Source organism: Weissella cibaria KACC 11862 (assembly GCF_000193635.1).
Classification (GTDB): Bacteria; Bacillota; Bacilli; order Lactobacillales; family Lactobacillaceae; genus Weissella; species Weissella cibaria.
In genome coordinates, this window is record NZ_AEKT01000057.1 from 88,994 (window position 1) to 110,697 (window position 21,704).

Annotated in this window: 21 protein-coding genes; 3 read left to right on the forward strand and 18 right to left on the reverse strand. The window is 46.0% G+C overall.

Going from position 1 to position 21,704, the window contains the following annotated elements; translation table 11 throughout:
- Position 1: 1 nt before the first annotated feature.
- The 12 genes from ESE_RS0110945 to ESE_RS0111000 all read right to left on the reverse strand — a co-directional run bounded on the left by ESE_RS0110945 (position 2) and on the right by ESE_RS0111000 (position 13,033).
- Complete coding sequence (locus ESE_RS0110945) at positions 2 to 1,408, reverse strand: glycoside-pentoside-hexuronide (GPH):cation symporter (RefSeq protein ID WP_010375239.1); 1,407 nt, start codon at positions 1,406 to 1,408, stop codon at positions 2 to 4.
- 173 nt (positions 1,409 to 1,581) lie between these two features.
- Positions 1,582 to 2,394, reverse strand: coding sequence for an AraC family transcriptional regulator (locus ESE_RS0110950; RefSeq protein ID WP_010375242.1), 813 nt, complete (start codon positions 2,392 to 2,394; stop codon positions 1,582 to 1,584).
- Positions 2,395 to 2,517: 123 nt separating this feature from the next.
- Positions 2,518 to 3,561 carry a PTS sugar transporter subunit IIC gene (locus tag ESE_RS0110955; protein ID WP_010375245.1) on the reverse strand — a complete coding sequence of 348 codons (1,044 nt, stop codon included), beginning with the start codon at positions 3,559 to 3,561 and terminating at the stop codon, positions 2,518 to 2,520.
- Between the two features lie 5 nt (positions 3,562 to 3,566).
- A complete protein-coding gene (locus ESE_RS0110960) occupies positions 3,567 to 4,556 on the reverse strand; it encodes an NAD(P)-dependent oxidoreductase (protein WP_010375248.1) in 990 nt (329 codons plus the stop codon).
- 4 nt (positions 4,557 to 4,560) lie between these two features.
- Complete coding sequence (locus ESE_RS0110965) at positions 4,561 to 5,763, reverse strand: aminotransferase class I/II-fold pyridoxal phosphate-dependent enzyme (RefSeq protein WP_010375251.1); 1,203 nt, start codon at positions 5,761 to 5,763, stop codon at positions 4,561 to 4,563.
- A 310-nt stretch (positions 5,764 to 6,073) separates the two neighbouring features.
- Positions 6,074 to 6,643 (reverse strand): hypothetical protein, encoded by a 570-nt coding sequence (locus tag ESE_RS0110970; protein WP_010375253.1) that lies wholly within the window; start codon positions 6,641 to 6,643, stop codon positions 6,074 to 6,076.
- 178 nt (positions 6,644 to 6,821) lie between these two features.
- On the reverse strand, positions 6,822 to 8,240 hold the full coding sequence (locus tag ESE_RS0110975; protein ID WP_010375256.1) for a PTS sugar transporter subunit IIC: 1,419 nt from the start codon (positions 8,238 to 8,240) through the stop codon (positions 6,822 to 6,824).
- A gap of 20 nt (positions 8,241 to 8,260) precedes the next feature.
- Complete coding sequence (locus ESE_RS0110980; RefSeq protein ID WP_010375259.1) at positions 8,261 to 9,640, reverse strand: glycoside hydrolase family 1 protein; 1,380 nt, start codon at positions 9,638 to 9,640, stop codon at positions 8,261 to 8,263.
- A 1-nt stretch (position 9,641) separates the two neighbouring features.
- The gene (locus tag ESE_RS0110985) at positions 9,642 to 11,084 is read right to left on the reverse strand and encodes a 6-phospho-beta-glucosidase (protein WP_010375262.1); all 1,443 of its coding nucleotides are present in this window, start codon (positions 11,082 to 11,084) and stop codon (positions 9,642 to 9,644) included.
- A complete protein-coding gene (locus ESE_RS0110990) occupies positions 11,084 to 11,410 on the reverse strand; it encodes a PTS lactose/cellobiose transporter subunit IIA (protein WP_010375264.1) in 327 nt (108 codons plus the stop codon). Before ESE_RS0110990 ends, ESE_RS0110985 begins: the two co-directional genes overlap by 1 nt.
- 51 nt (positions 11,411 to 11,461) lie before the next feature.
- Positions 11,462 to 11,782, reverse strand: coding sequence for a PTS sugar transporter subunit IIB (locus ESE_RS0110995; RefSeq protein ID WP_010375267.1), 321 nt, complete (start codon positions 11,780 to 11,782; stop codon positions 11,462 to 11,464).
- 216 nt (positions 11,783 to 11,998) lie between these two features.
- Positions 11,999 to 13,033: a branched-chain amino acid aminotransferase gene (locus ESE_RS0111000; protein ID WP_010375270.1), complete on the reverse strand. Its 1,035-nt coding sequence runs from the start codon at positions 13,031 to 13,033 to the stop codon at positions 11,999 to 12,001.
- 145 nt (positions 13,034 to 13,178) lie between these two features.
- On the opposite strand from ESE_RS0111000, the gene ESE_RS11750 reads away from it, so the two are divergent.
- Together ESE_RS11750 and ESE_RS12305 are read left to right on the forward strand one after the other, a co-directional pair.
- Positions 13,179 to 13,442: a hypothetical protein gene (locus ESE_RS11750; protein WP_010375272.1), complete on the forward strand. Its 264-nt coding sequence runs from the start codon at positions 13,179 to 13,181 to the stop codon at positions 13,440 to 13,442.
- A gap of 31 nt (positions 13,443 to 13,473) precedes the next feature.
- On the forward strand, positions 13,474 to 13,626 hold the full coding sequence (locus ESE_RS12305; RefSeq protein ID WP_010375275.1) for a hypothetical protein: 153 nt from the start codon (positions 13,474 to 13,476) through the stop codon (positions 13,624 to 13,626).
- 394 nt (positions 13,627 to 14,020) lie between these two features.
- On the opposite strand, the gene ESE_RS0111020 is transcribed toward ESE_RS12305, so the two are convergent.
- Both ESE_RS0111020 and ESE_RS0111025 read right to left on the reverse strand, forming a co-directional pair.
- A complete protein-coding gene (locus ESE_RS0111020; protein ID WP_010375281.1) occupies positions 14,021 to 14,770 on the reverse strand; it encodes a glycosyltransferase family 2 protein in 750 nt (249 codons plus the stop codon).
- Positions 14,771 to 14,911: 141 nt separating this feature from the next.
- Positions 14,912 to 15,856 (reverse strand): NADP-dependent oxidoreductase, encoded by a 945-nt coding sequence (locus tag ESE_RS0111025; RefSeq protein WP_010375283.1) that lies wholly within the window; start codon positions 15,854 to 15,856, stop codon positions 14,912 to 14,914.
- 229 nt (positions 15,857 to 16,085) lie between these two features.
- Here ESE_RS0111025 and ESE_RS0111030 point away from each other — a divergent pair, with 229 nt between their 5' ends.
- A complete protein-coding gene (locus ESE_RS0111030; RefSeq protein WP_010375287.1) occupies positions 16,086 to 17,279 on the forward strand; it encodes a VanZ family protein in 1,194 nt (397 codons plus the stop codon).
- 42 nt (positions 17,280 to 17,321) lie between these two features.
- Here the strand turns inward: ESE_RS0111030 and tyrS are convergent, their stop codons facing one another.
- The 4 genes from tyrS to ESE_RS0111050 all read right to left on the reverse strand — a co-directional run bounded on the left by tyrS (position 17,322) and on the right by ESE_RS0111050 (position 21,607).
- The gene (gene tyrS, locus ESE_RS0111035; RefSeq protein ID WP_010375289.1) at positions 17,322 to 18,581 is read right to left on the reverse strand and encodes a tyrosine--tRNA ligase; all 1,260 of its coding nucleotides are present in this window, start codon (positions 18,579 to 18,581) and stop codon (positions 17,322 to 17,324) included.
- A gap of 396 nt (positions 18,582 to 18,977) precedes the next feature.
- Positions 18,978 to 19,883, reverse strand: coding sequence for a sulfite exporter TauE/SafE family protein (locus tag ESE_RS0111040; protein ID WP_010375292.1), 906 nt, complete (start codon positions 19,881 to 19,883; stop codon positions 18,978 to 18,980).
- 669 nt (positions 19,884 to 20,552) lie between these two features.
- Positions 20,553 to 21,188 (reverse strand): NAD(P)-dependent oxidoreductase, encoded by a 636-nt coding sequence (locus tag ESE_RS0111045; protein ID WP_010375295.1) that lies wholly within the window; start codon positions 21,186 to 21,188, stop codon positions 20,553 to 20,555.
- A 53-nt stretch (positions 21,189 to 21,241) separates the two neighbouring features.
- Positions 21,242 to 21,607 (reverse strand): hypothetical protein, encoded by a 366-nt coding sequence (locus ESE_RS0111050; protein ID WP_010375298.1) that lies wholly within the window; start codon positions 21,605 to 21,607, stop codon positions 21,242 to 21,244.
- Between the last annotated feature and the right edge of the window lie 97 nt (positions 21,608 to 21,704).

The following is a 21,704-nucleotide window of genomic DNA, read 5'->3' on the forward strand; positions in this document are numbered from 1 at the left end:
TTTACTTCTCCTGCAATCGCTCTTCTAATTCTGCCACAATTTCAGCGTGACGTGTTTCGGTCAACGTCACCTTACGCCAGTAAATCAAGACTGAAATAACAATCAAAATCATTGGCCCGTAGAACATAAATACCTTAAATAGTTGCAACCCTTGCGCAGTAATATCGCTTGGCTTAGCACTACCAGTCATCCCAGCAACCACGGCAGCAAAGCCGACGACACCATTAGCAAAGGCACCTGCTAACTTATCTAGCAATGGTCGAATTGCCAATGTCACTGATTCGTGACGCGTCCCCAACTTCCATTGGCCATATTCCACTGAATCCGTAATCGTCATCAGCACAACCAAGAACATGATTGGATATGGCATAAAAAACATCGTCACTGCTGTCAAAACAACTGGTAAATTGTTACCGGCAACCATAAACAAGACATAACCCGCTAGCATGACTACGGCACCACTGAAGAAAATCGTCCGACGTGCCAAAAACTTCGTTAACGTTGGGAAAATTGCGACGGCAACCATCCCTTCAATGGCGGTAAAAATACCAACCAAGTAGAACTTACTATCAGCACCCATGACATACTTAAAGTAGTACAACAACAATGAGTTTGTCACAACATAAGCCAATGCGAACATAATGTATGAAATGGCTTGCCACATCAATTGATCATTTTTACCGACGACCTTAAAGACCTCCAACAGACCCACTTTTTCAGTGTTTTGGCGGACGATATTATCCTCTTCTTTCGTACCTGCGGCCGTCAACAACGCCCCAAGATAAGCAATCACACCAATGACAACCGCAAACCAGAACCAACCGGTCCGCGTTTCAGTGTGTGCGCCTGTAAAGGTGATTGAGAAAAACATGACCAATGGCACAACGACAATTTGGACACCTTGTTGTCCTAGCGTTGAACCAAAGCGTGCCACCGTACCAAACTTTTCACGCGTACTGCTATCAAGTGATAACGCTGGTAGCATTGACCAGAACGCAATATCCTTAAACGAATAGAATGCATCCAACGTTACAAATACAATGCCAAACAAAACCAAGTAAAGCATTGGATGAGCGGTTGCTAGCCCGCCAAAATTCGTAAAAATAACAACCAACAATACTGAACTAATTAGCCCGGCAATAATTAGCCATGGCTTAAATTTTCCCCAACGGGTCCTTGTATTATCAACGATACCACCAATGATTGGATCGAAAATAATTTCCACTAACCGAATACCCACAATCATCGTTGTGACCCAGCCAATCATTTGATTGTTAAATGCCTTGTCCGGCGTATCAAACAATTGTCCTGTCACGAAAATCATAAAATAAGTACTCAATGTCGCGTAGAAGGCATCGTGCCCAAACGCCCCTGCCGCATACGACAGATACTGCTTCACCTTATTCATGTTAAATTATCCCCCAATAATTTGGTTTCATTATTACCCTACTAATTAATAATAAAGCGCTTTCATTTTAGAAAAAGGACATATAAAACCAAAAAATATAACTTATTGAAACAGTGTGATGAGCAGCACAAAAAGAGGTTGAGACAGCAGCAGCCGTCTCAACCTCAACCAGGTTATGTTTGCCAATGGCGATAATTCAATGGACTAACGCCCGTTTGCTTTTTAAAAACTTTACCAAAGTAGGCTGGATCTGCATAACCGCTTTGTTCAGCCACGACATTAATTTTTAAATATTTTTGTGATACCAGCAGTTTCTTGGCATGACTAATTCTAATCTGTGTCAGGTATTCACTCGGTGTCTGCTGCACTAATCGATTAAACACCCGATTAAGATACTGCGTAGACACTGACAACATTGCTGCTAGTTGGCTAATTGAAATATCCTCTGCTAGGTGCTCCTGCATATACGCAATCGCCGGTCCAACATATTGTTGAAAATCTGGTTGATGTTGATCAATCGTTTGTTTCTGATGGCGAGTCAGACACAGCAATAACTGATAGGCAGCCGCCGAGATTGCTAGATCATCCGCCGGCTCATGACCTAATCGCGTCAATAACGTCTCATGTAGCCGTTCATACACCAGTGCATCACTTGCCTCAATCAGAACAAACTCTGAATTCACCATTTGTTTTTGTAAATCATCAACCAAGGACCCTTGGAAGGTTGCAAACCGGACCTGCCACGGTTCGTTGCCAATCGGCTCATACCGGTGTGGCACGCCAGGGGCAATTAAAATCCCCATGCCAGGCGCCAACTCATAGCGTTTGTCACGCACCCAAAACGCCCCCGTTCCAGTTTGTGACTGCAACCAATGAAAGTGCGGAAAACCCTGATAGCGAATAATAACCCCCTGTTGCCATTCCGCCCCCACGTGTTCAACCATGACTGGCAAACTTAAATCTGCCACATTAAAAAATGTTCGCAATTGTTTCGCCCCCTCGACTATTAGATTGCCCCTTGAGTATATGTCAGGAATGCGGTTAGCACAACGGCAATTCTGCCCTAAATATAAAAAAGCAGTCACCAACGCGACTGCTTTTGGAACGCCCTAAATATCCGGTAACGCTAATTCTTCACCTTGAATCAATGGCACCTTTTTCATAAATACTAGTTTCATTAAGATGCCCAATAGTAAGGGCACCACAATAAACGCCAGTATCACCCGAATACCTAATAAGTCACCCTGCGACTCATTCAGCGCAGTCAAGGGGCCAATAAAGCCGGACAAGCCAAAGCCGGCGGAAAAGGCCGTGCCTGACATCCCCAGCAAACTCGCTACGCCGCCACTCACACCGGCAGCTAGTAATACCGACATGAATAATTTCGGATGTGATAACATGTTGGCCATCTGAATTTTAGGTGAACCCATAAAGTGGGCAATGATTGCCCCACCTGAATTTACGCCAGCTCCCATCACAGCAAGCGTAATCGCTGCAGCGACAATCCCGGCATTCGCAGCGCCCGATCCAACGCCGGACAAACCAATCGCCGTGGCAATGCCAACTGATGAGAGTGGCGACACAATTAAGAAGGCGAAAAGCATCCCCAACAAGACCCCCATCAACAATGGTGATACCCGGGTTGCTTGGGCGACGACTTGACCCACTGCACCTTGCACCGCCACCATGATTGGCAATGTCAGTAGACCAATCCCACCACTGATAAGTAGTACAACCAATGGTTCAAAGACCATCCGTAATTGACCCAGTAATCGACTACTCAAGCAGGCCACATAACTGGCAATCAAAGTCGTTAACATGATATTCAAAATCACCCCAGTACCGGCAATCATGTACGCATCGCCCTTAACTGTCACAACGCCCGATGCGACAAAAGTTGCCAACGCCATTGAGGCTGTTTCCAAATTAGACAGGCGCAACATATTACCAACAACAAATGCGGCAATCAAGGGTAACGTGCTTTGCGCCAATGCGACCATTACTTCAACTTGCCCAACCAGCCCTGTTTGCGGTAGCGCTTTGAGTAGTTGGCTAATCAAAGCGGCCGGAATTAACGCGGCGACAACCGCAAATGAGTTCCCGTTCAGAACGGCCATGATGGTTGGCTTTACTGCTAATTGTGGTTTTTCCATTATGCTCACCTCTCAATTTCATGTGGTGATGTCTCACCGTTCAAGATTAATTGCACATCATCCAGGGCAATATCAACCATATTTTGCACCGCAATATTCGTAAAGAAGGCGATATGCGGTGTCAACATGACATTCGACATCGCGTGCAACTTTTCGATATTTGGCTGACTCGTCAAGCCGTCATCTTGGTGATCGACATTAAAGATGGTTTCTTCACCTGACACGGTGTCCAACGCTACTCCGGCCAATTCGCCTGTCTCCAAGGCTGTAATTAATGCTGCCGTATCGATTACCGGTCCGCGACTCGCGTTCACCAAGCCCGCGGTTGGCTGCATTAACGCAAATTCAGCAGCTCCAATTAGTCCAACTGACGTCTCATTTAAATCAACGTGTAGGCTGACCACATCCGCCCGCTGCAACAAATCCGCTTTGGTTGTGTACGTCACAATACCTGCCAAATCATCGCGCGGATTAACGTCATAACCAAGGACCGTTGCCCCCAACGCGGCCAATAATTTGGCCAAGGCACCACCAATCCGGCCAACACCAATAATGCCAATGGTTGCGGAATGAATTTCCTTGGCCTGCAACCCGCCCCAGCGGTAATCATTGTTTGCCACACGGCGATCAACTTCATAAGACTTACGTAGCAGACGTAGGATTTGCATCAGGGCATGTTCGGCGACGCTTCGTGGTGAGTAGGCCGGGACATTTGTCACACGCAAGCCATGTTCATGGGCGAGTGGCACATTTATCACATCATACCCAGCTGTTCGCGTTGAAATTTGTTTCAAACCAGCTTCAGCTAATTGTGCGTAAATTGCATCAGCTAATCGATTCCGTTGTTGCATAATTACCCCATCAACCGCCGCCAATTGGTCAAGGTTATCTTCCAACGGTGCTGCTGACGTGATAATCTCAACTCCCGTCCGGGCCGTGTAGGCTGCAATTGCTGCTTCTTCATCATCTCGAACACTTGTCATCAAAATTTTCATAGTTTTATTCTCCTACAGTCATTGCTGTTTGCATGTATGTCTTAATGCGTTGCATGGCTTCCGTCAAAGTTGCCAAACTCGTTGCGTAACTGAGACGTAAGTAACCGGCCCCACCTTGACCAAACGCACTACCCGGGATAACTGCCACGTGGGCATTTTCAGCAAGTGCCAGGGCAAATGCACGATCGTCTTGGTTATGCGTAGCCGGAATTTTAGCGAAAACGTAGAAGGCGCCACCTGGTGTTTCAACCTCAAACCCAGCTGCCCGCATCTGTTCCACCACGAAATCGCGCCGTGCAGCGTATTGTGCTTTCATTGCTAAGGTTGCTGCATGCCCTGCTTCGGTTCCTAACGCCACGGTTGCGGCAGCCATCGCCGGATTGGATGGTGACGTCACCACTAGTTGGTGGGTCATTCCCACCGTGCGCATCAAGCCCGCCGGTCCGGCTATAAACCCGATGCGGTAACCCGTCATGGCATGTGACTTAGACACCCCATTTAGCAACAACGTCTGGCCCGGCAAGTAGGTGGCAATTGACACATGGGCGGTTTCGTAAACTAATTCTGAATAGATTTCATCAGCAATCACGATGATGTCCGTGTCAGCCAGGACAGTTGCTAACGCCTCTAATTCTGCGGCTGAATATGTCACCCCCGTTGGATTAGAGGGGTAATTCAAGACAATTGCCTTGATCGCATCACCGTGTTCCGCAATCGCCGCCCGTAATTGCACCGGCGTCAACACAAATCTCGTTGCGCTAGTATCCAAGTACACGGGTTCACCACCATTCATGAGCGTAATGGCATCATAGAGTGGGAAAGTTGGTGTCGGAATTAAGACTTTGTCGCCTGGATTCAATACAGCTGTTAACGTGGCATAGATTGCCTCAGTCGCGCCGATTGTAATCACTACTTCTGTATCCGCATCGTATGTTAACCCATAGCGGTCAGCCAAGAAATTGGTTGCAGCCTCCCTTAACGCCACCGACCCATTGCCTGGCGCGTAGTGGGAATCATTGGCAGTGATGCTATTAATGGCTGCAGTTTTTGCGACTTCAGGCACATCGAAATCGGGTTCACCGAGCGTTAACTTAATCATGTCTGGCATCGCCGAAACTTTCGCATCAAACGCTCGAATTTCGTTGGGCTGGATTTTCGCTAAATCTTGGTTCAATCGTTGGCTGAGTGACTCTTTCATCGTGGGCATAATCATTTCTCCTTTAGACAATAAAAAACCGGACGTTTCCTTAATGGAAAACATCCGGTTACCTGGTAAACACGTATTCGCAAAAAATCGCGGGCGTTTTATTTGGTTTCTCGGATGTTTTAATCACTATCCGAGAAGCCGTGCAAAAATGCTTTTAGCTCAATTCGGATAGTTGCCGAAAGAACCAAAAGTAATAGACGTTTGTAGTTGTGATTGTTGGCGTCATCATCATTTTTGCTCTCCTTGATTTCTTGATGGTTTTAATTCTAATCTCTTTCTAATTATTGTCAACAGTTTATCATAATGAATGTTAATTACCCAATCCAGCTACTGTCACAGGATAATTGACCAACTTAGCCTGGCTTTCAAAATGTTGTGTCACGTAGGTGCTCACTTCAGTCGCAGTTAAATCAACCAATTCAAACGGATCAACTACCTCCCGAACCGCTTGTTTCTTGAGATACGTCAATAAGACTGGTGCAGCTGCCAGATTAGCATTAATAAACTGTAAAACACGGGTGTCACGTAACGTTATTTCTATAAAGGTCCAGAAATGACTATAAGGTAAGACTGCCGAACTATAACGAGATAACGACTGCAGGACACCTACTTCAACCCGCGATACATCTTCATATGTGACTGTCTCAATCTCGCTACCGGTTGCGTCTTGCAATTTAATACCGTTATCTGCTAGCGTTAACGCCCCAATCTCACGACCGCTCCGTGGCGCTAACATCAGCCCCCAAGATAACGCTGTGCTTTTAGTCGCATCGAAGTGATTACCAGCAATCGTTAAGCTAACCTCTTCAACTTTGCGACCTAAATTACCCGCCAAATCATTAAACGCAATTGGGGTATGAATCGTCAAATTATTCGCCATCTGTATTCACCTGTCTTTCTAAAAACAAAAGACGGCCTACCCTAGAGGATAGACCGTCGCTTCTAATAGAGCGTACCTAATCGATTACACGGAGATGTAACCGGACACGCTAACATTTTGGGTTATCATGTTATCCGCATCCCCCCTTTCAGGGAATTCGTTGACTCACTAACAATTTTTAGGCGTTTTCAGCAGCCTCAGCTTCTTGCTCTTGAGCCAACAACATCTTGTCATAACGCTTAGCAAATGGCCAGTAGATCGCAGCTGACATTACCAAAACAACAGCTTGCCAAACGGCCATCTTCCACCCACCGATCAAGAATCCTGAAATAATTGGTGGTGTCGTCCAAGGTGCGGCCACACCGTTTAGTGGTGGCACAATACCGAAGTAGATGACTAAGTATGTTGATGCGGCAACTAGCACCGGCGTCAAGAAGAATGGAATCGCCAAGAATGGGTTCAAAACCAATGGCAATCCGAACAAGAATGGTTCGTTAATGTTGAACAAACCTGGTACAGCTTCAATCTTTCCCAATGACTTCAATTGCACTGAACGCGCAGCCACCAAGGTAAAGATCACCAAACCAATGGTAATACCTGATCCAGTCAGGTTAATGAAGTTGTTATAGAACTCGTTGGTCACGATGTGGGCACCGTTAGCCAATGACAACTTGCCAGCGTGGTACAAAGCCGCATTATCAAATGTGTTTGGTACCAACAAACCAGTTGTAATGGCTCCCATAATCAATCCACCGTGGACACCGAAGAACCAGAAGAACGGTACCAAGAAGGCGATAATCAAAGCGCCACCGAATGAATCTGACAATCCTTGTAGTGGTGTTTGGATCAACGTGTAAATCGTTTGCAACAAGTCTTCCTTCACAATGAAGCTGAAGAAGGCGTAGATAAACATCGCCACGGTAATCAAAACACCCGCTGGAATCATTGCCGTAAATTGGTTCGCAACGTTAGCTGGCACTTGCTCAGGCAACGTAATCTTCCAACCGGCACGCAACATAGCTGAGTATCCCCAACCGACGAAGATACCAATCAAGATGGCGGCAATCATTCCCTGACCACCCAGCCAGGTGATGTTGATTGCCCCAGTAACTGGTGACGTCAAGAAAGTTTGCAAAGCGTGTGGCAACTTATCGATGTGTTCTGCTACTTGTGTCCCTGATAAGCTACCAACTCCTGAACCAGCCTTACCCATTGCTGCTGACAATGGTGAGGCAACTTGCAATGACTGCAAGCCCAGGAAGATTGCAAGTGAGGTCAAACCAGCAGGTAAGGCCTCAAACCCTTCATTACGTACATAAACATAGGCAATTCCAACAACCGCCCAGACCGCCATGATCCCGAATGATGTGGTATATGCCTGGGTAAAAATGGCACTCCAACCCGAATCAGTCAACGCTTGCGCAACTGGCTTATACGGGATATTTGATAAGATCAAAAAGATTGACCCAATGATGATGAATGGTAATGAGTAAACCATCCCATCTTTCAGGGCATTCATCGCCTTCGTATTAACAACTTTCATAATGGGTGGCAGCAACTTCTCGCTGACCCAATTACCTCGTCCAACATTATCCATAATGTTTCCCCCTAAAGTGGCTACAGCTTATCCCCGTTTGTCGCCATGACCTGTTTGAACCAATGATAAGATTTTTTAGGTACGCGCCTCATATCCTTCAAATCATGGTTCGACCGGTTGACGTAAACAAAGCCATAACGTTTCTCCATATCTGCATGAGAACTTGGGATATCAATTAAGCCCCAACCCAAGTAACCCAGTACTGCGACACCATCTTCAAACATGGCGTCTTTCATGGCCTGAATATGGTCACGATGATATGAAATTCGCCGCTCATCTGCAATTTCATGAACACCGTCCCATGTTTCATGTAACCCAATCCCATTTTCGATTGGGAACATTGGCACACGATAACGACTGTACACATCCGCCAAGATTGTCCGGAAGCCCAATGGATCAATCGTCCACTGCCAGTCATTCGTCTCTAAGAAACGATTCGTCTCATTTGCTGTGTTTAAATAACGATTCGGCGCCTCACCGGCTGGAATCTTATCTGCATTGACTGTATCCGTTCGATAATACGAAAACGCCAAGAAATCTGCATGCATCTTACTTAGTACAGAGGCATCTTCCGGTTGGTAATCCCAATCGATCTCATGGACCTTCACATAGTGCATGACTTCATGTGAATAACGGCCCAAAACAAACGCATCATATAGGTTGTTGTTCAAAAACTCATTCAACTTACGCGCTGCATAGACATCTTCTGGTTTCGATGTCGCCGGATACGTTGCCGCATGGGCTAGCATACCGCCAAGTTGTAAGCCTGGATACTTGGTATGCGCAATCGCATCCAAGCGCGCATGGGCCAACATCGTATGATGGAAGATGCGATACATCTCTGACAACGTCCGTTCCCCATGGTCATAACCTGAAATCTCAAACACCTCATCGGTAAAATACAGATTATGTTCATTGAACGTAATCCAGTATTTAACCCGATCACTGAAACGCTTGAACATCTCGGCGCCAAACCGGACAAAGGCGTCAACCGTATGTCGTGACATAAAGCCGTTATCTGATTTCGCTAACGCCAGTGGCATATCAAAATGATATAAATTCACCATTGGTTCAATGCCGCGTGCAATCATCGCATCAATCAAATCGCTGTAATACTGGATGCCAGCCTCATTAAACGCCCCATCACCATCTGGCACGACCCGGGACCATGAAATTTGGATACGGTACATGTTCATCCCCATATCCGCCATTAAATCCAAATCTTCGGCATAACGATGATACTCATCAATCGCATCATGCCAATCCATTGTGTGATCAGTGGCTGGTCGCACGTCATACACTGACAGTCCCTTACCGTCTTCCTGCCAGGCACCTTCTGTCTGCATTGATGACACTGAGTTACCCCAGAAAAAATCTGCCGGCATGTTTGGTTGCGTCATGCTACACCTCCAAATCTTCACCGTTAGATGCAATAACCTGCTGGTACCACTTGAACGAATCCTTACGATATCGTTCGCCACTACCTTGACCCATGTCGTCTAAATCAACATAGATAAAGCCATATCGCTTCAACATCTCACCCGTTGAAGCTGAGACAATATCGATGCCTGACCATGGTAAGTAACCAATCAACGGAATGCCATCCAACACAACCGCGCGTTCCATCGCTTCGATGTGGCCTTGGAAGTAGGCAATGCGATAATCATCATGCACAGTGCCATCAGCTTCCAACTTGTCATAAGCGCCAAAGCCATTCTCAACGATAAACATTGGCTTATGCCAGCGATCCCACATCCAGTTCATGGCCCAACGGACGCCGACTGGATCAATTTGCCAGCCCCAATCCGACTTCTGTAAGAATGGATTATCGCCATGATTACTTTCTTCGTTGTAGGCGAGCCATTCATCACCAGTATCCGTCACTGTCCATGACATATAGTACGAGAACGCCACATAATCAACCGTGTTTGCGGCCAAGATAGCTTCATCTTCTGGCGTCACATCGATATCGAAGCCCTTGTGGTCCCAATACTTACGCAACCAATTTGGGTATTGCCCCAAAGCATGTACATCCCCCCAGAAGTAGCGTGCTTGCATGGCGCGTTCAGCCATCATAATATCTTCAGGTTTCGACGTTGCCGGATAAACCGGATTCATCGCAATCATGTCACCAACTTGAATATTCGGATTAATTTCATGCGCAGCTTTCGTCACCAATGCCGAGGCCACCAACTCGTGGTGCGATGCCAAGTACATCAATTCTTCCGCATCTGCTTCGTCATAATCCTTCAACCCTGAGTTTTGCAACATGGGGTGTGGATCCATCCATGATGTTTGGTTGTTAATTTCGTTGAACGTCATCCAGTATTTCACGCGATCCCCAAATCGCTCAAAGACTACACGAGCAAGTCGTTCAAAGAATGTAATCAACTGACGATTACGCCAGCCACCATACTCGGTCACCAAATGATACGGTATTTCGAAGTGACTCAATGTCAAAACTGGTTCGATGCCATTCGCCAACATCTCATCAATCAAGGCATCGTAGTATGCGAGTCCCGCTTCATTTGGTTCCGTCTCATCCCCATTTGGAAAAATCCGGGTCCAAGCAATTGACGTCCGGAAAGCTTTCAAGCCCAACTCCTTCATCAATTTAAAATCAGCTGGATAAGTGTGATAAAAATCAATCCCACGGTGATTTGGATAGTTGCCATCTGGTAGAACCGTATCAGTCACTTCACGTGGCACACCATTCTTACCAGCTAACATCACATCCGCAATTGATACACCTTTGCCATCAACGTCCCAAGCCCCCTCAAGCTGGTGCGCTGCAACGGCCCCTCCCCAAAGGAAGCCGTCGGGCATGCGATATCCTTTTACCATCACTTTTCCTCCAATGCTTGTACCCGCTTCATCAACGCAATCAGTTCAACAGCCATATCACGGAAAGTAATGGCATTCATTAAGTGATCCTGACCATGCACCATATATAAATCAACTTCGGTATGCTCGCCTTGAGCTTCCTTGGTCAACATATCGGTTTGCACATCATGCGCTTCCTTCAATTCTTGATTTGCTGCTACCAACGCTTCGTCAGCTTCATCAAACTGACCCGCCTTTGCAAATTGAATAGCTTGGAAGGCTTGCCCCTTGGCATTACCACCGTGCATAATCAATCCCATTACAACCGCCATACGCTCGTCATCCATTACGTCATCCCCCGAATATTAACTCATGACCAAATCGCTGCTTGTAACTCTTTAAGAAATAAGGGCTTCCGCCGTCTTCAATACGTTGTCGCCCTTCATCATGCCGTAGTCCATCATGTTGATAACGTCCAATGGGACACCGGCGGCATCCGTCTTGGCTTGGATTTCCTTCTTCATGTAACTCACTTGAGGGCCAAGCAATACAACATCTGGCTTGTTGCTACTTGCCAACTTCTCATCAACGTCTGACGTTGATGTTGCAAAGATTTCATAATCCTTGCCAGCAGCCTTAGCGGCATCTTGCATCTTCTTAACCAACATTGACGTTGACATACCTGCTGCACAAGCTAACATAATCGTCTTCTCTGCCATGATTATTTCCCCCAACACCAAATACTAAATGATATATTTTTAATAAATTATTAATTTACCTTTCATCAAGGTATACATTTATTGTAAGCGCTTACTTTTTATTATGCAAGCGTTTTCATAAAAGTTTTTTATCTAGTTATTGCTTTATTTATCAAAAATATGTAAAAAACCGGTTGGATAACAATCATCCAAACCGGTTTCCAGGTAATTTTTCAGTTATTGTAACGGCACATCGACTGCCCAACCGGCCGGACCAACTTCGGTACCAAATTGAATACCAGTTAAGCGGTCATATAACGCTTGCGTCTTTGGTCCCACAGCTGTTTCTGAATAAAAAACATGCTTCTGGCCACGATGCGTAATTGAACCAACCGGTGAAATAACCGCCGCGGTCCCCATCGCACCAGCTTCTTCAAATTGTTCCAATTCATTAATACTAATCGTGGTTTCCTCAGGTTGCAGGCCAGCTTCTTTAGCTAAGGTCAGCAATGAGTATTTGGTAATTGATGGCAAAATTGAGGGCGACTTTGGTGTTAAGAAACGGCCATCCCGCGTAATACCGAAGAAGTTTGCTGAACCAAGTTCTTCAATATTTTCATGCAATCGGGGGTCAAGATACACCACATCGGAGTACCCAGCCGCGTGCGCTTGTTCACCGGGCAGCATCGAAGCCGCATAGTTACCACCGACCTTCGCTTGCCCCGTACCACCGTGGGCAGCTCGGTCATATTCACTCGTGACGTACGCAGTCGGTGTTAGGCCACCTTTATAGTAGGCCCCAACTGGCGTCGCATAAATGTTAAAAATATATTCATCAGCGGGATGTACACCGACAGCTGGACCAGATCCAATCAACAATGGTCGGAGATACAAGGTTGCTCCCGAACCATACGGTGGGACAAATTCTTGATTTGCAGCCACAACTTGCTTCACCGCCTCGACAAACAAATCTTCTGGATAGGCTGGCATCCGCAACCGTTCCGCCGAGCGAGCCATGCGGGCTGCGTTTTGATCTGGGCGAAACAAGTTAACCCCACCATCTGGGCGACGATAAGCTTTCAGCCCTTCAAAAGCTTGTTGCCCATAATGTAGCGCAACCGCCGCTTCGCTAATTTGAAAATCACTGTCTGTGATGAGTTCACCAGGCTCCCATGCCCCGTTCCGGTAAACTGCACGATACCGGTATGGCAAATCATGATACGCGAAGCCAAGATTATCCCAATCTAAATCTGTTACCTGTGTTTTCCCCATAATTATTTCCCCTAATATTTTTGATGTGCCACAATTATGAGATTAAAATGAGAGTTTTGTCAACTGCAAAAAGTAAGCCAATCGCTTGCATAATAATTATTAGTGTTCCATACTGTCCCCAATACATTCAGGGGGGGATATTCTTATGAAAGCAATAATTAACAACAGTCAGGTTGATGCATGGCAAATCACGACTACTGGCGATACGCCAGATTGGGTAATGACAGCTTTTAATCGCAAACTAATCTGGTGGAATACACCGGAAAAAGATGTACTCGTTATCGCAACACCTCGACTAGGGGTAAGTATGGGCACAACCGGTTGGTACTTAATAAAGTCACCTGAGAATACCTATCGTGTCATCAGCGAAAAAAGTTTCCACACGGACTACCAGCTTATTTCTAAGTGAACCGTCATGTTACCTGCAGGAGGACATTCTTATGGGAAAAGTATTATTAGGCTTAGGATTATTATCATTGATAAGCAGTCCTATTATCATGTTGTTTAGTCGTCGTGGGCCTCAGCAACGAACGCAAGTTTCACAATCAAATTTACAATATGAAGAATTTTTGGAAAGTAAACATGACCTTTAAAAAAAGCTGTTCAGCGAAAATACTGAACAGCCTTTTGTGTTTAGTTTCTTTCGTCGCCGCGTTGCGACGAGGCATTCTCTGTTTGTTTGATAATCATCATTGGACCCTCTACCATTATGCCACAATCATTGACACTCCCAAATATCAGAGAACATCTTGGCTGCTGCAACAGGCCCGGGTGGTATCCGGAGCGTTCAAAAATCGGCAACATGCCGCATGGCCGGCGCTATTCAGAAAAGCCCATACAGACCTTGAGGCTTTAGGGGGAATTACTTGCCCCGCTGAATGGCGTCCGCGCCATTCGGTTGCCGAGTTTTTGAACAAAGGCGTAGGATACCACCCGGGCCTGTTGCTCGTGCGATAGCACGACACACAACAAAAAAGCAGCGTGGCGCTAAATTATGTCATCCCCAATGCGGGCGATTTGTTGGTCAATCTCACGTTCGCGCTCACGTAATGCATGTGAGGCTGTGTGAATAATACTCGTTGACCGTGATACCTTGTTGTACAAGACATCCGATGCAAAGATTGAATACTCTGACATCGCCTTTGATGCGACCAATTGGGCGATCCACAAGTGATCTTCGGCTAGCTCCAATGATTCGTCAAAGCGTACCTGACTATCTAACAGATTAGCTGAACGGTACGCCTTGTTCCAAACCATGCCTGAAATGACGTGGCCACGGTGCGTAACCCCTTCAAACATCGCGGCCCGATCAATGCGACGGAACTTAACTTCGTTCGCCTTCTTAGGTACACCGCTGGCGCCCCAGCTAAAACCGACACTTGCGATATCAACATCAGGATTTTCTTCAAGCCCCTTCACGAGTGTTTCAACAAAGGCTGGCGCTAATTGGTCATCCCCATCAACGAAAATGAAGTACTTACCGCGAATTTCCTTAAGCGCGCGATTGCGCATCGTTGCCACGCCACGACGCTTATTATTCTTAATCAACCGCATCCGATCATCACGGGCCACCCAGTGATTAATTTCAGTCAATGTATCATCCGTTGATGCATCATCCAAAATGACAATATCCATATTCCGATATGTTTGCTTATTAATTGTTTTTAGACTGTGGCCGATATAGCCTTCTAGGTTATGACTCAAAACGGCAACCGTTACAAGTGGTTCTTGTGTCATGTTCTTATCCTTCTTCTGCTTTCTTAATTACAGGCAGCATCCCTGTCCCACTTTCCGACACTACTATATACTAAAATCCGCATGACCGGTAGGAAAAGGTCATGCGGATTTTTAATTTGTCGATTAGTTTTAATCAGTCAATTAGAACGTCAAAACAACCTTACCGCGAACGGCTTGTGCTTCAACAATCTTGTGACCTTCCTTCAAGTTTTCCAAGCTGAATGGCTTTACTTCAGCAACAGCAACCTTGTAGTCACCGTTTCCCAAGTGCTCCATCAATTGCGTCAAAACTTCAGTCGTTGATTGCATCACGTAGTAGTCACCCTTGATGTTCTTGGCATCGCGAGCAGCCTTAACGTCGTCGCCCAAAGGAACAGTAGATACGATACGTCCGCCATCCTTCAAAACTTGCATTGAACCCAAAGCGTTGTTACCACCAATGATTTCAACAACAGTATCAACTGATGACTCTGGGATAACGTCAGTAAACTTTTGCGTCGTGAAGTCGATTGCCACGATGTCTTCGTTCAACTCGTGTAGGTAATCAATATCAGTTGGCAATGAAGTCGTGTAAATCTTTGATGCGCCACGGTACAAAGCCGTTTGCAAAGCGGCGTAACCAACGGCACCAGCACCACCGTGAATCAAGATTGACTCACCTTCTTGCAAGTTCAAAGCGTCAACAACGGCTTGGTAACCAGTTTGACCACCCAAAGCCAATGCAGCAGCATCTTCGAATGAAACAGAATCTGGCAAGTGACCAGCAGTGTCAGCGTCAACAACGGCGTACTCTGCGTAACCGTGCTCGTGAGGAACTGCCACAACACGCTCACCAACCTTGAACTCAGTTACATCAGCCGCAACCGCTTCAACAACACCGGCAATCGTTGAACCACCGATCATGTTTTCCTTAGCTGGTACACCAAAGGCACCGGCACGGAACTTCACGTCGTATGGGTCCATTGCGATAGCAGCTTGCTTGATCAAGATGCTACCCTTCGTCAAAACTGGCTTTTCCACTTCTGCTTCGTGGAATACGTCAACATCACCAAATTCATCAAATACAACAGCCTTCATCGTAGCCATGAGTATTATTCCTTCTTTCGTTTCAAAAATACTATTTCTCTTAATTGATGACCTTAATTTTACACTTACGAAAAGTAAATGCAACAAAAAAAGCCAAGATTGTGAAAAACAATTTGCGACAATGTCCACAAAGGGCGACTTTGCTTGTTTTTTAACAAGTGAAGTTTAAGTGAATTTACTGTTACAACCCTGTATAATTCATTATGACAGAAAAACGGAGGTAAGTCTCGTGAGCGGATTTGGCGTTCCTATTATTGACGCTATCATTGCATTTCCTATTATTTTGATAGCGCTATTCATTCCATTTTTATTCCTACAGTATCGTCGTTATGGTGCCGTGACCTTTTGGCACACGGTGATGACGTTTAGTTTTGTTTTTTATTTCACGACAGCATTTTTCTTGGTTATTTTACCATTACCAACGGAAGCGACTCTCGAACACTTGCAAGCCATCGGCGCACCAACGCGTAATTTAGATCCCTTGCAAGTTGTTCGGACCTTCTTCCAAGACAATCCCTACTTCCACGGTGGTGGGTTAAAAGCCGGTCTATTGGATCCATCCTTTACGCAAGCGGCCTTTAACGTCTTACTAACCGTGCCATTCGGCATGTACTTGCACTTCTATTTCAAGCGTGGCTTCTTTACCACCTTAATTTTGACATTCATGCTGACGCTCTTTTATGAAACAACCCAATACACCGGTTTGTACCATATATACTGGCGTCCATACCGTTTGTTTGACGTTGATGATTTGATTTTGAACACCACTGGTGGCCTGATTGGCTGGGTTTTCGCGCCATTACTTGGTATCCTGTTGCCATCTCGTGATCGGATGGATGAACGTGCTCGCAGTCTTGGCCACCGTGTAACATTGGTACGTCGCTTACTATCATTCGGCTTGGATTTCGTTATTGCAACGGCCATTAGTTTCGTTTTGACGCAAATTTTGCCCAATGAAACGAGTGCTGACATCTTGTCTTATATCATTGTCTGGGGTGTTGTGCCGCTTTTGCTCGGTGCAACTTTGGGACAAATGGTCGTACGTATTCGTTACGATGTCGCCAAGTCACAACGTTGGCGCATCATTGTTCGTAACGCTTTAATGGTTGGATTTACCATTTACTTCTTCCCATTCTGGCTCCAATTGATTGGCTCAACCGGGACCGTTTCAGCTGAAACTTTGAACCGCACCTATACATTCATCTTGCTGTTCGCGGCCCCAGCGGTGATTTTAGTCATTGATTGGCTGATTACCATTTTCCGACCACAGCATAAGTTGTTGTACGAGAAAATTAGTGGCGCTGGATCAGAAGCGATTGTTAAAACAACAACAATGGCCGACGCGCCAATTCTAAAAGAACAGACTACGCCACAACCTGAAGTTGACCAACAACCTACTTCACGTAGCGAGCGTCATCACTAATGAAAAAATGCCTGACGGAGAATTCCATCAGGCATTTTTTTATTAACGTACGACCGCTACGGCCCACTTCTTCTTACCGCGCTTCACAATGACATATTGTCCATCGTACTTTGCGGTTGGGTTAATGACGGCTTCTTCATCAGTGATTTGCTCACCATTAATACGGATGGCACCGTCCTTAACTGACTTACGAGCGGCTGTCTTTGACTTTTCCAAGCCGGCTGCCACAACCAAGTCCAACAAACCAATTTCAGCATTGTCGATTTCAAACGTTGGGACGTTACCAGCCAAAATTGCCACTTCTTCAGTCGTCAATTCAGCGACGTCAGCGTTACCAAACAACACCTTCGTCATCGTTTCAGCCGTCTTAACAGCCTCAGCACCGTGCACGAATGTCGTCACTTCTTGTGCCAAACGACGTTGTGCATTGCGCGCAGCTGCATTTTCTTGCAAGTCGGCTACCAAAGCGCTGATTTCGTCTTGTGACAAGAACGTAAAGTACTTCAACATCTTCTCGACATCAGAATCAGCTGTGTTCAACCAGAATTGGTAGAACTCAAATGGCGTCGTCTTCTCTGGATCAAGCCAAACGGCACCACCTTCAGTCTTACCAAACTTTGTACCGTCAGCCTTCAACAGCAAAGGCACTGTCAAACCAAAGGCTGGTGCTTCACCACCCTCAAGCTTGTGGATCAAATCGATACCACCCGTGATGTTACCCCATTGGTCTGAACCACCAACTTGCAAGCGCACATTTTCGCGCTTCCACAACTCATGGAAGTCGATTGATTGCAAGATTTGATACGTAAATTCCGTAAATGAAATGCCGGCTTCCAAACGAGACGCAACGACATCCTTCGCCAACATGGTGTTGATCGAGAACAACTTACCGTATTCACGCAACATGTCGAGCAATGACAACTTGCCCAACCAATCAAAGTTGTTCACAATTGTGAAACCATCTTCACCGAACAACTTTACCATCTGGGCGCGAATCTTCTCAACGTTAGCAGCCACGTCCTCTTGTGACAACAACTTACGCTCTGACTTCTTACCTGATGGGTCACCGATTGAACCAGTGGCACCACCCACAACGATCACTGGCTTTTGACCAGCCAATTGGAATCGCTTCAAAATCATAAATGGAATCAAGTGTCCGATGTGCATTGAATCCCCGGTTGGGTCGATTCCTACGTACACACCGATTTGTTCCTTGGTCATTTGCTCGCGTAGACCATCTTCATCGGTTGTTTGATTGATGGCACCACGCCATGCTAGTTCTTGCAAAATATCTTCTGCCATAGCTACTCTCCTCTAAAAAATGATGACATTCTTTTTGGTTGGGGTAATAAAAAGCACCCCAACCAGTTAACACTGATTAGGGCGCTGTTAAACGCGGTACCACCTAAATTGCCACGATATTTCGTGACCACTCATCTTCCCAGTAACGTTGGGGTGACGTACATGATGTTTGTGCGAGTGTAATTCAGGTTTTGGACTTGGCTAGCTCACAACATCCGCTAGCTCTCTGCATGTCCACCAAAATCCCTACTAAATTCGCTCATGTAATAAATCTATTATAGCACGCACCTTTTCCGATAAACAGATACTAATAACATGGTTGTCAGTTATCGCGATGTCTCGAAATTAAAAAGCAATGCTACCATTATTTTTTTCTGGCAACATTGCTTTTAGAAATTAGTTATCGCGATTAATAATATCTGCTGGTTCTGGTTGACGTGAATCACGGAATAGATTAAATGCCGTGTACAACGCTAGTGCGACGATAAAGTAGCTCAAAATGGCAATGTTAATGTTGGTCACTAACTTCGCAGCCACGATAACACCGATAACACCACCGATTGCCATACCGGTGAATCCACGCCACTCAACACGGCCGGTCTTCACAAAACCAATCGCTGACGTCATCATGATCATAGCAGCATCCATCATCATCACTGGAAAGGCAACCAACGGATTAACACCGACTAGTGAGAAAAAAATCAACTCTGGTGTGTAATTTCCCAAGCCAATGGTCATCAACACCCCCAACGTAAAGTTGACCACCAAGCCCAAGACAAGTAGCCAACCATGCAACCCGTGGGTCGTCATTGATTCAGCATGGCCTGGGTTCGTCAGCAACTTAATGAACATTGTGACGGCCGCCAGCGTCAAGGCAATCGATAACCCGCGTTGCATCTTACGCACTGGCCAATTAGCCGTAATACGTGTACCAGATGCCGCCCCGGCCACCGCCGCTAACGTCATTGGAATCAAAGTTGACACTTCAATTTTAACGGATGTGAGGAAGAACAGAGCTTCCACAAACACGGGGATTGCATGACCAGCATTCATTGTACCCGGCAATTTACGATCGTCATCCAGCCACTTAAAACCTTTGAAGAACGCGGTCGTCGTTGCGAATGAACCGATACCGATTGTATCACCGAAATCTGTAATAAACCCAATGATGAATCCCGGGACAAACTTTTGGAGTAGGTTTACTTTGTTGCGACGCATTGTGGTGATGTACAAAATTGCCATCCCAATTAATGCAATGATTAATAGCACCTGTAGGGCGCGTAATACCAAATGTTCTGTCATAAAAAACTCCTAAAATTTGTTTGTCCGAAAATTAAGTTTACCAAAAATTAGTGGTTTAGGCACGATTTTTGACCAGTAAGTCTTATTGGATTATTGGGTCGTCGCGTTGCGACGAAGTATGGTGGGTGGGGTGCGACTTCGCCAAAGATTGACCGGGGTAAACTCCGCCGGCACGAGCAACGGCTAGCTCCCAAATAATTGGGCTAAGGGTCAAGGCCTGTTCGCCTTATCTAACCGGCGGTCGGCCGAACTTGTGAGTTCACCCCGGCCAATCACTACGTCACACCCCACCCACCATACTAGCAGCCAAGATAATCTCTATTTGTTTGGTAATCAGTGATGGGATTGTCATTATAATTATGCATGCCTACACAACTTTGAAATTCCCAAACATCAGAGTACATCTCGGCTGTTGCAACAGGTCGGGGGCGGATCCGGAGCGTTCAAAAATCGGCAACATGCCGCATGGCCAGCGCTATTCAGAAAAGCCCACACCGACCCGGAGGCTTTAGGGGGAATTACTTGCCCCGCTGAATGGCGTCTGCGCCATTCGGTTGCCGATGTTTTGAACAAAGGCGTAGGATCCACCCCCGACCTGTTGCTCGTGCGATAGCACGACACACCAAAAAACCATCAAAGTCACTATTAGACTTGATGGTTCTGGTTTAATTACATATCTGAAACCGTGAAGCGTTCACGGATGTGTTGGGGTGTTTCAATTTCGTCTAACACGCCGACCGCCATGTTACCGGCCGTAACGTGTGACTTACCATCTGCTGACAATAACAAATCGTTCAACGCAATGCGGTGCTCGCTTGCTGGTCCTGGCGTGAAGTTTTGTTGTGGTGAGACACCAGTCCAGTTCACATCTGGCGTCGCGCGCAAAATATCTAATTCCAGCACACCATAACGTGGCTCATCAATCCAAGCTTCATTACCTGGTAACTCGACCAAGAAATCAAAAAGGCGTGTGCCATTCGCTTGAATCAATGAAGCCGCCCCCAACAAGAAAATAACCCGTGTTTCTGATTGGCGGAATTCATGAATCAAATGCGTCACCGCATCCAAATTCAAATATGCCTCCTTGTGGTTGGCAAATGCATTGACCACAACATCAAACTGTTCCAACGTCGCACGCTTTAAATCAAAGATATCTGATACCAACAGCGTTGCCCCGGCGCCAAGTTCGGCACGTGCCTTTTCGACATTCCGGACAATAGCCGTCACTTCATGACCACGTGTTGTTGCTTCTTCAAATATTGCGCGTCCTGCCATACCAGTTGCGCCAATCACTGCAATCTTCATTACGTTATCTCCCAAATCCATTTTAATACGTCTATTGTATCAAACAATTTCGCTTACTTTTCATGAATAACCTGACGAACTTGGTTTTTCAAGACCTTCACCCGGGTTTGATCATCCGGCTTCGTAATAATATAACTACCGTCTGACTGACGCACAATCGACTTCACCGTTTCTGGGTTCTTTGAAATCGTATCTGTGCCTGGTAAAATATACGACTCCCCATTCGTTAGAATGAGTTCTGCAATCGGTGTATCCGCCTTAGCTGATGATTGTTGGGCCTTTTTACTGCTCGTTGGTTCATTCTGAATGAAAGCTGAACGTGCCGCCCAGAACACACCAAACAACATCAGGAACAGCATAAATAGCGCAGCGAGTCGCTTGACCCACGTCGTTACGGGATTTTTCTTTTTCTTAGCCATTTTGGCAAACCTCTCCAATTTTTCTTTACTTCCATCTTACCAGGTCTGCAAACAGAAAGGAGGCCGGAAACTCTAGGTTTCTAGCCTCCCAATACCA

Excerpts from the sequence above, each read along its gene's own strand:
- ESE_RS0110945 (WP_010375239.1), bottom strand. The coding sequence starts at position 1,408 with ATGAATAAGGTGAAGCAGTATCTGTCGTATGCGGCAGGGGCGTTTGGG.
- ESE_RS0110955 (WP_010375245.1), bottom strand. The coding sequence starts at position 3,561 with ATGGAAAAACCACAATTAGCAGTAAAGCCAACCATCATGGCCGTTCTG.
- ESE_RS0110960 (WP_010375248.1), bottom strand. The coding sequence starts at position 4,556 with ATGAAAATTTTGATGACAAGTGTTCGAGATGATGAAGAAGCAGCAATT.
- ESE_RS0110965 (WP_010375251.1), bottom strand. The coding sequence starts at position 5,763 with ATGCCCACGATGAAAGAGTCACTCAGCCAACGATTGAACCAAGATTTA.
- ESE_RS0110970 (WP_010375253.1), bottom strand. The coding sequence starts at position 6,643 with ATGGCGAATAATTTGACGATTCATACCCCAATTGCGTTTAATGATTTG.
- ESE_RS0110975 (WP_010375256.1), bottom strand. The coding sequence starts at position 8,240 with ATGGATAATGTTGGACGAGGTAATTGGGTCAGCGAGAAGTTGCTGCCA.
- ESE_RS0110980 (WP_010375259.1), bottom strand. The coding sequence starts at position 9,640 with ATGACGCAACCAAACATGCCGGCAGATTTTTTCTGGGGTAACTCAGTG.
- ESE_RS0110985 (WP_010375262.1), bottom strand. The coding sequence starts at position 11,084 with ATGGTAAAAGGATATCGCATGCCCGACGGCTTCCTTTGGGGAGGGGCC.
- ESE_RS0110990 (WP_010375264.1), bottom strand. The coding sequence starts at position 11,410 with ATGGATGACGAGCGTATGGCGGTTGTAATGGGATTGATTATGCACGGT.
- ESE_RS0110995 (WP_010375267.1), bottom strand. The coding sequence starts at position 11,782 with ATGGCAGAGAAGACGATTATGTTAGCTTGTGCAGCAGGTATGTCAACG.
- ESE_RS0111000 (WP_010375270.1), bottom strand. The coding sequence starts at position 13,033 with ATGGGGAAAACACAGGTAACAGATTTAGATTGGGATAATCTTGGCTTC.
- ESE_RS11750 (WP_010375272.1), top strand. The coding sequence starts at position 13,179 with ATGAAAGCAATAATTAACAACAGTCAGGTTGATGCATGGCAAATCACG.
- ESE_RS12305 (WP_010375275.1), top strand. The coding sequence starts at position 13,474 with ATGGGAAAAGTATTATTAGGCTTAGGATTATTATCATTGATAAGCAGT.
- ESE_RS0111020 (WP_010375281.1), bottom strand. The coding sequence starts at position 14,770 with ATGACACAAGAACCACTTGTAACGGTTGCCGTTTTGAGTCATAACCTA.
- ESE_RS0111025 (WP_010375283.1), bottom strand. The coding sequence starts at position 15,856 with ATGGCTACGATGAAGGCTGTTGTATTTGATGAATTTGGTGATGTTGAC.
- tyrS (WP_010375289.1), bottom strand. The coding sequence starts at position 18,581 with ATGGCAGAAGATATTTTGCAAGAACTAGCATGGCGTGGTGCCATCAAT.
- ESE_RS0111040 (WP_010375292.1), bottom strand. The coding sequence starts at position 19,883 with ATGACAGAACATTTGGTATTACGCGCCCTACAGGTGCTATTAATCATT.
- ESE_RS0111045 (WP_010375295.1), bottom strand. The coding sequence starts at position 21,188 with ATGAAGATTGCAGTGATTGGCGCAACTGGTATGGCAGGACGCGCAATA.
- ESE_RS0111050 (WP_010375298.1), bottom strand. The coding sequence starts at position 21,607 with ATGGCTAAGAAAAAGAAAAATCCCGTAACGACGTGGGTCAAGCGACTC.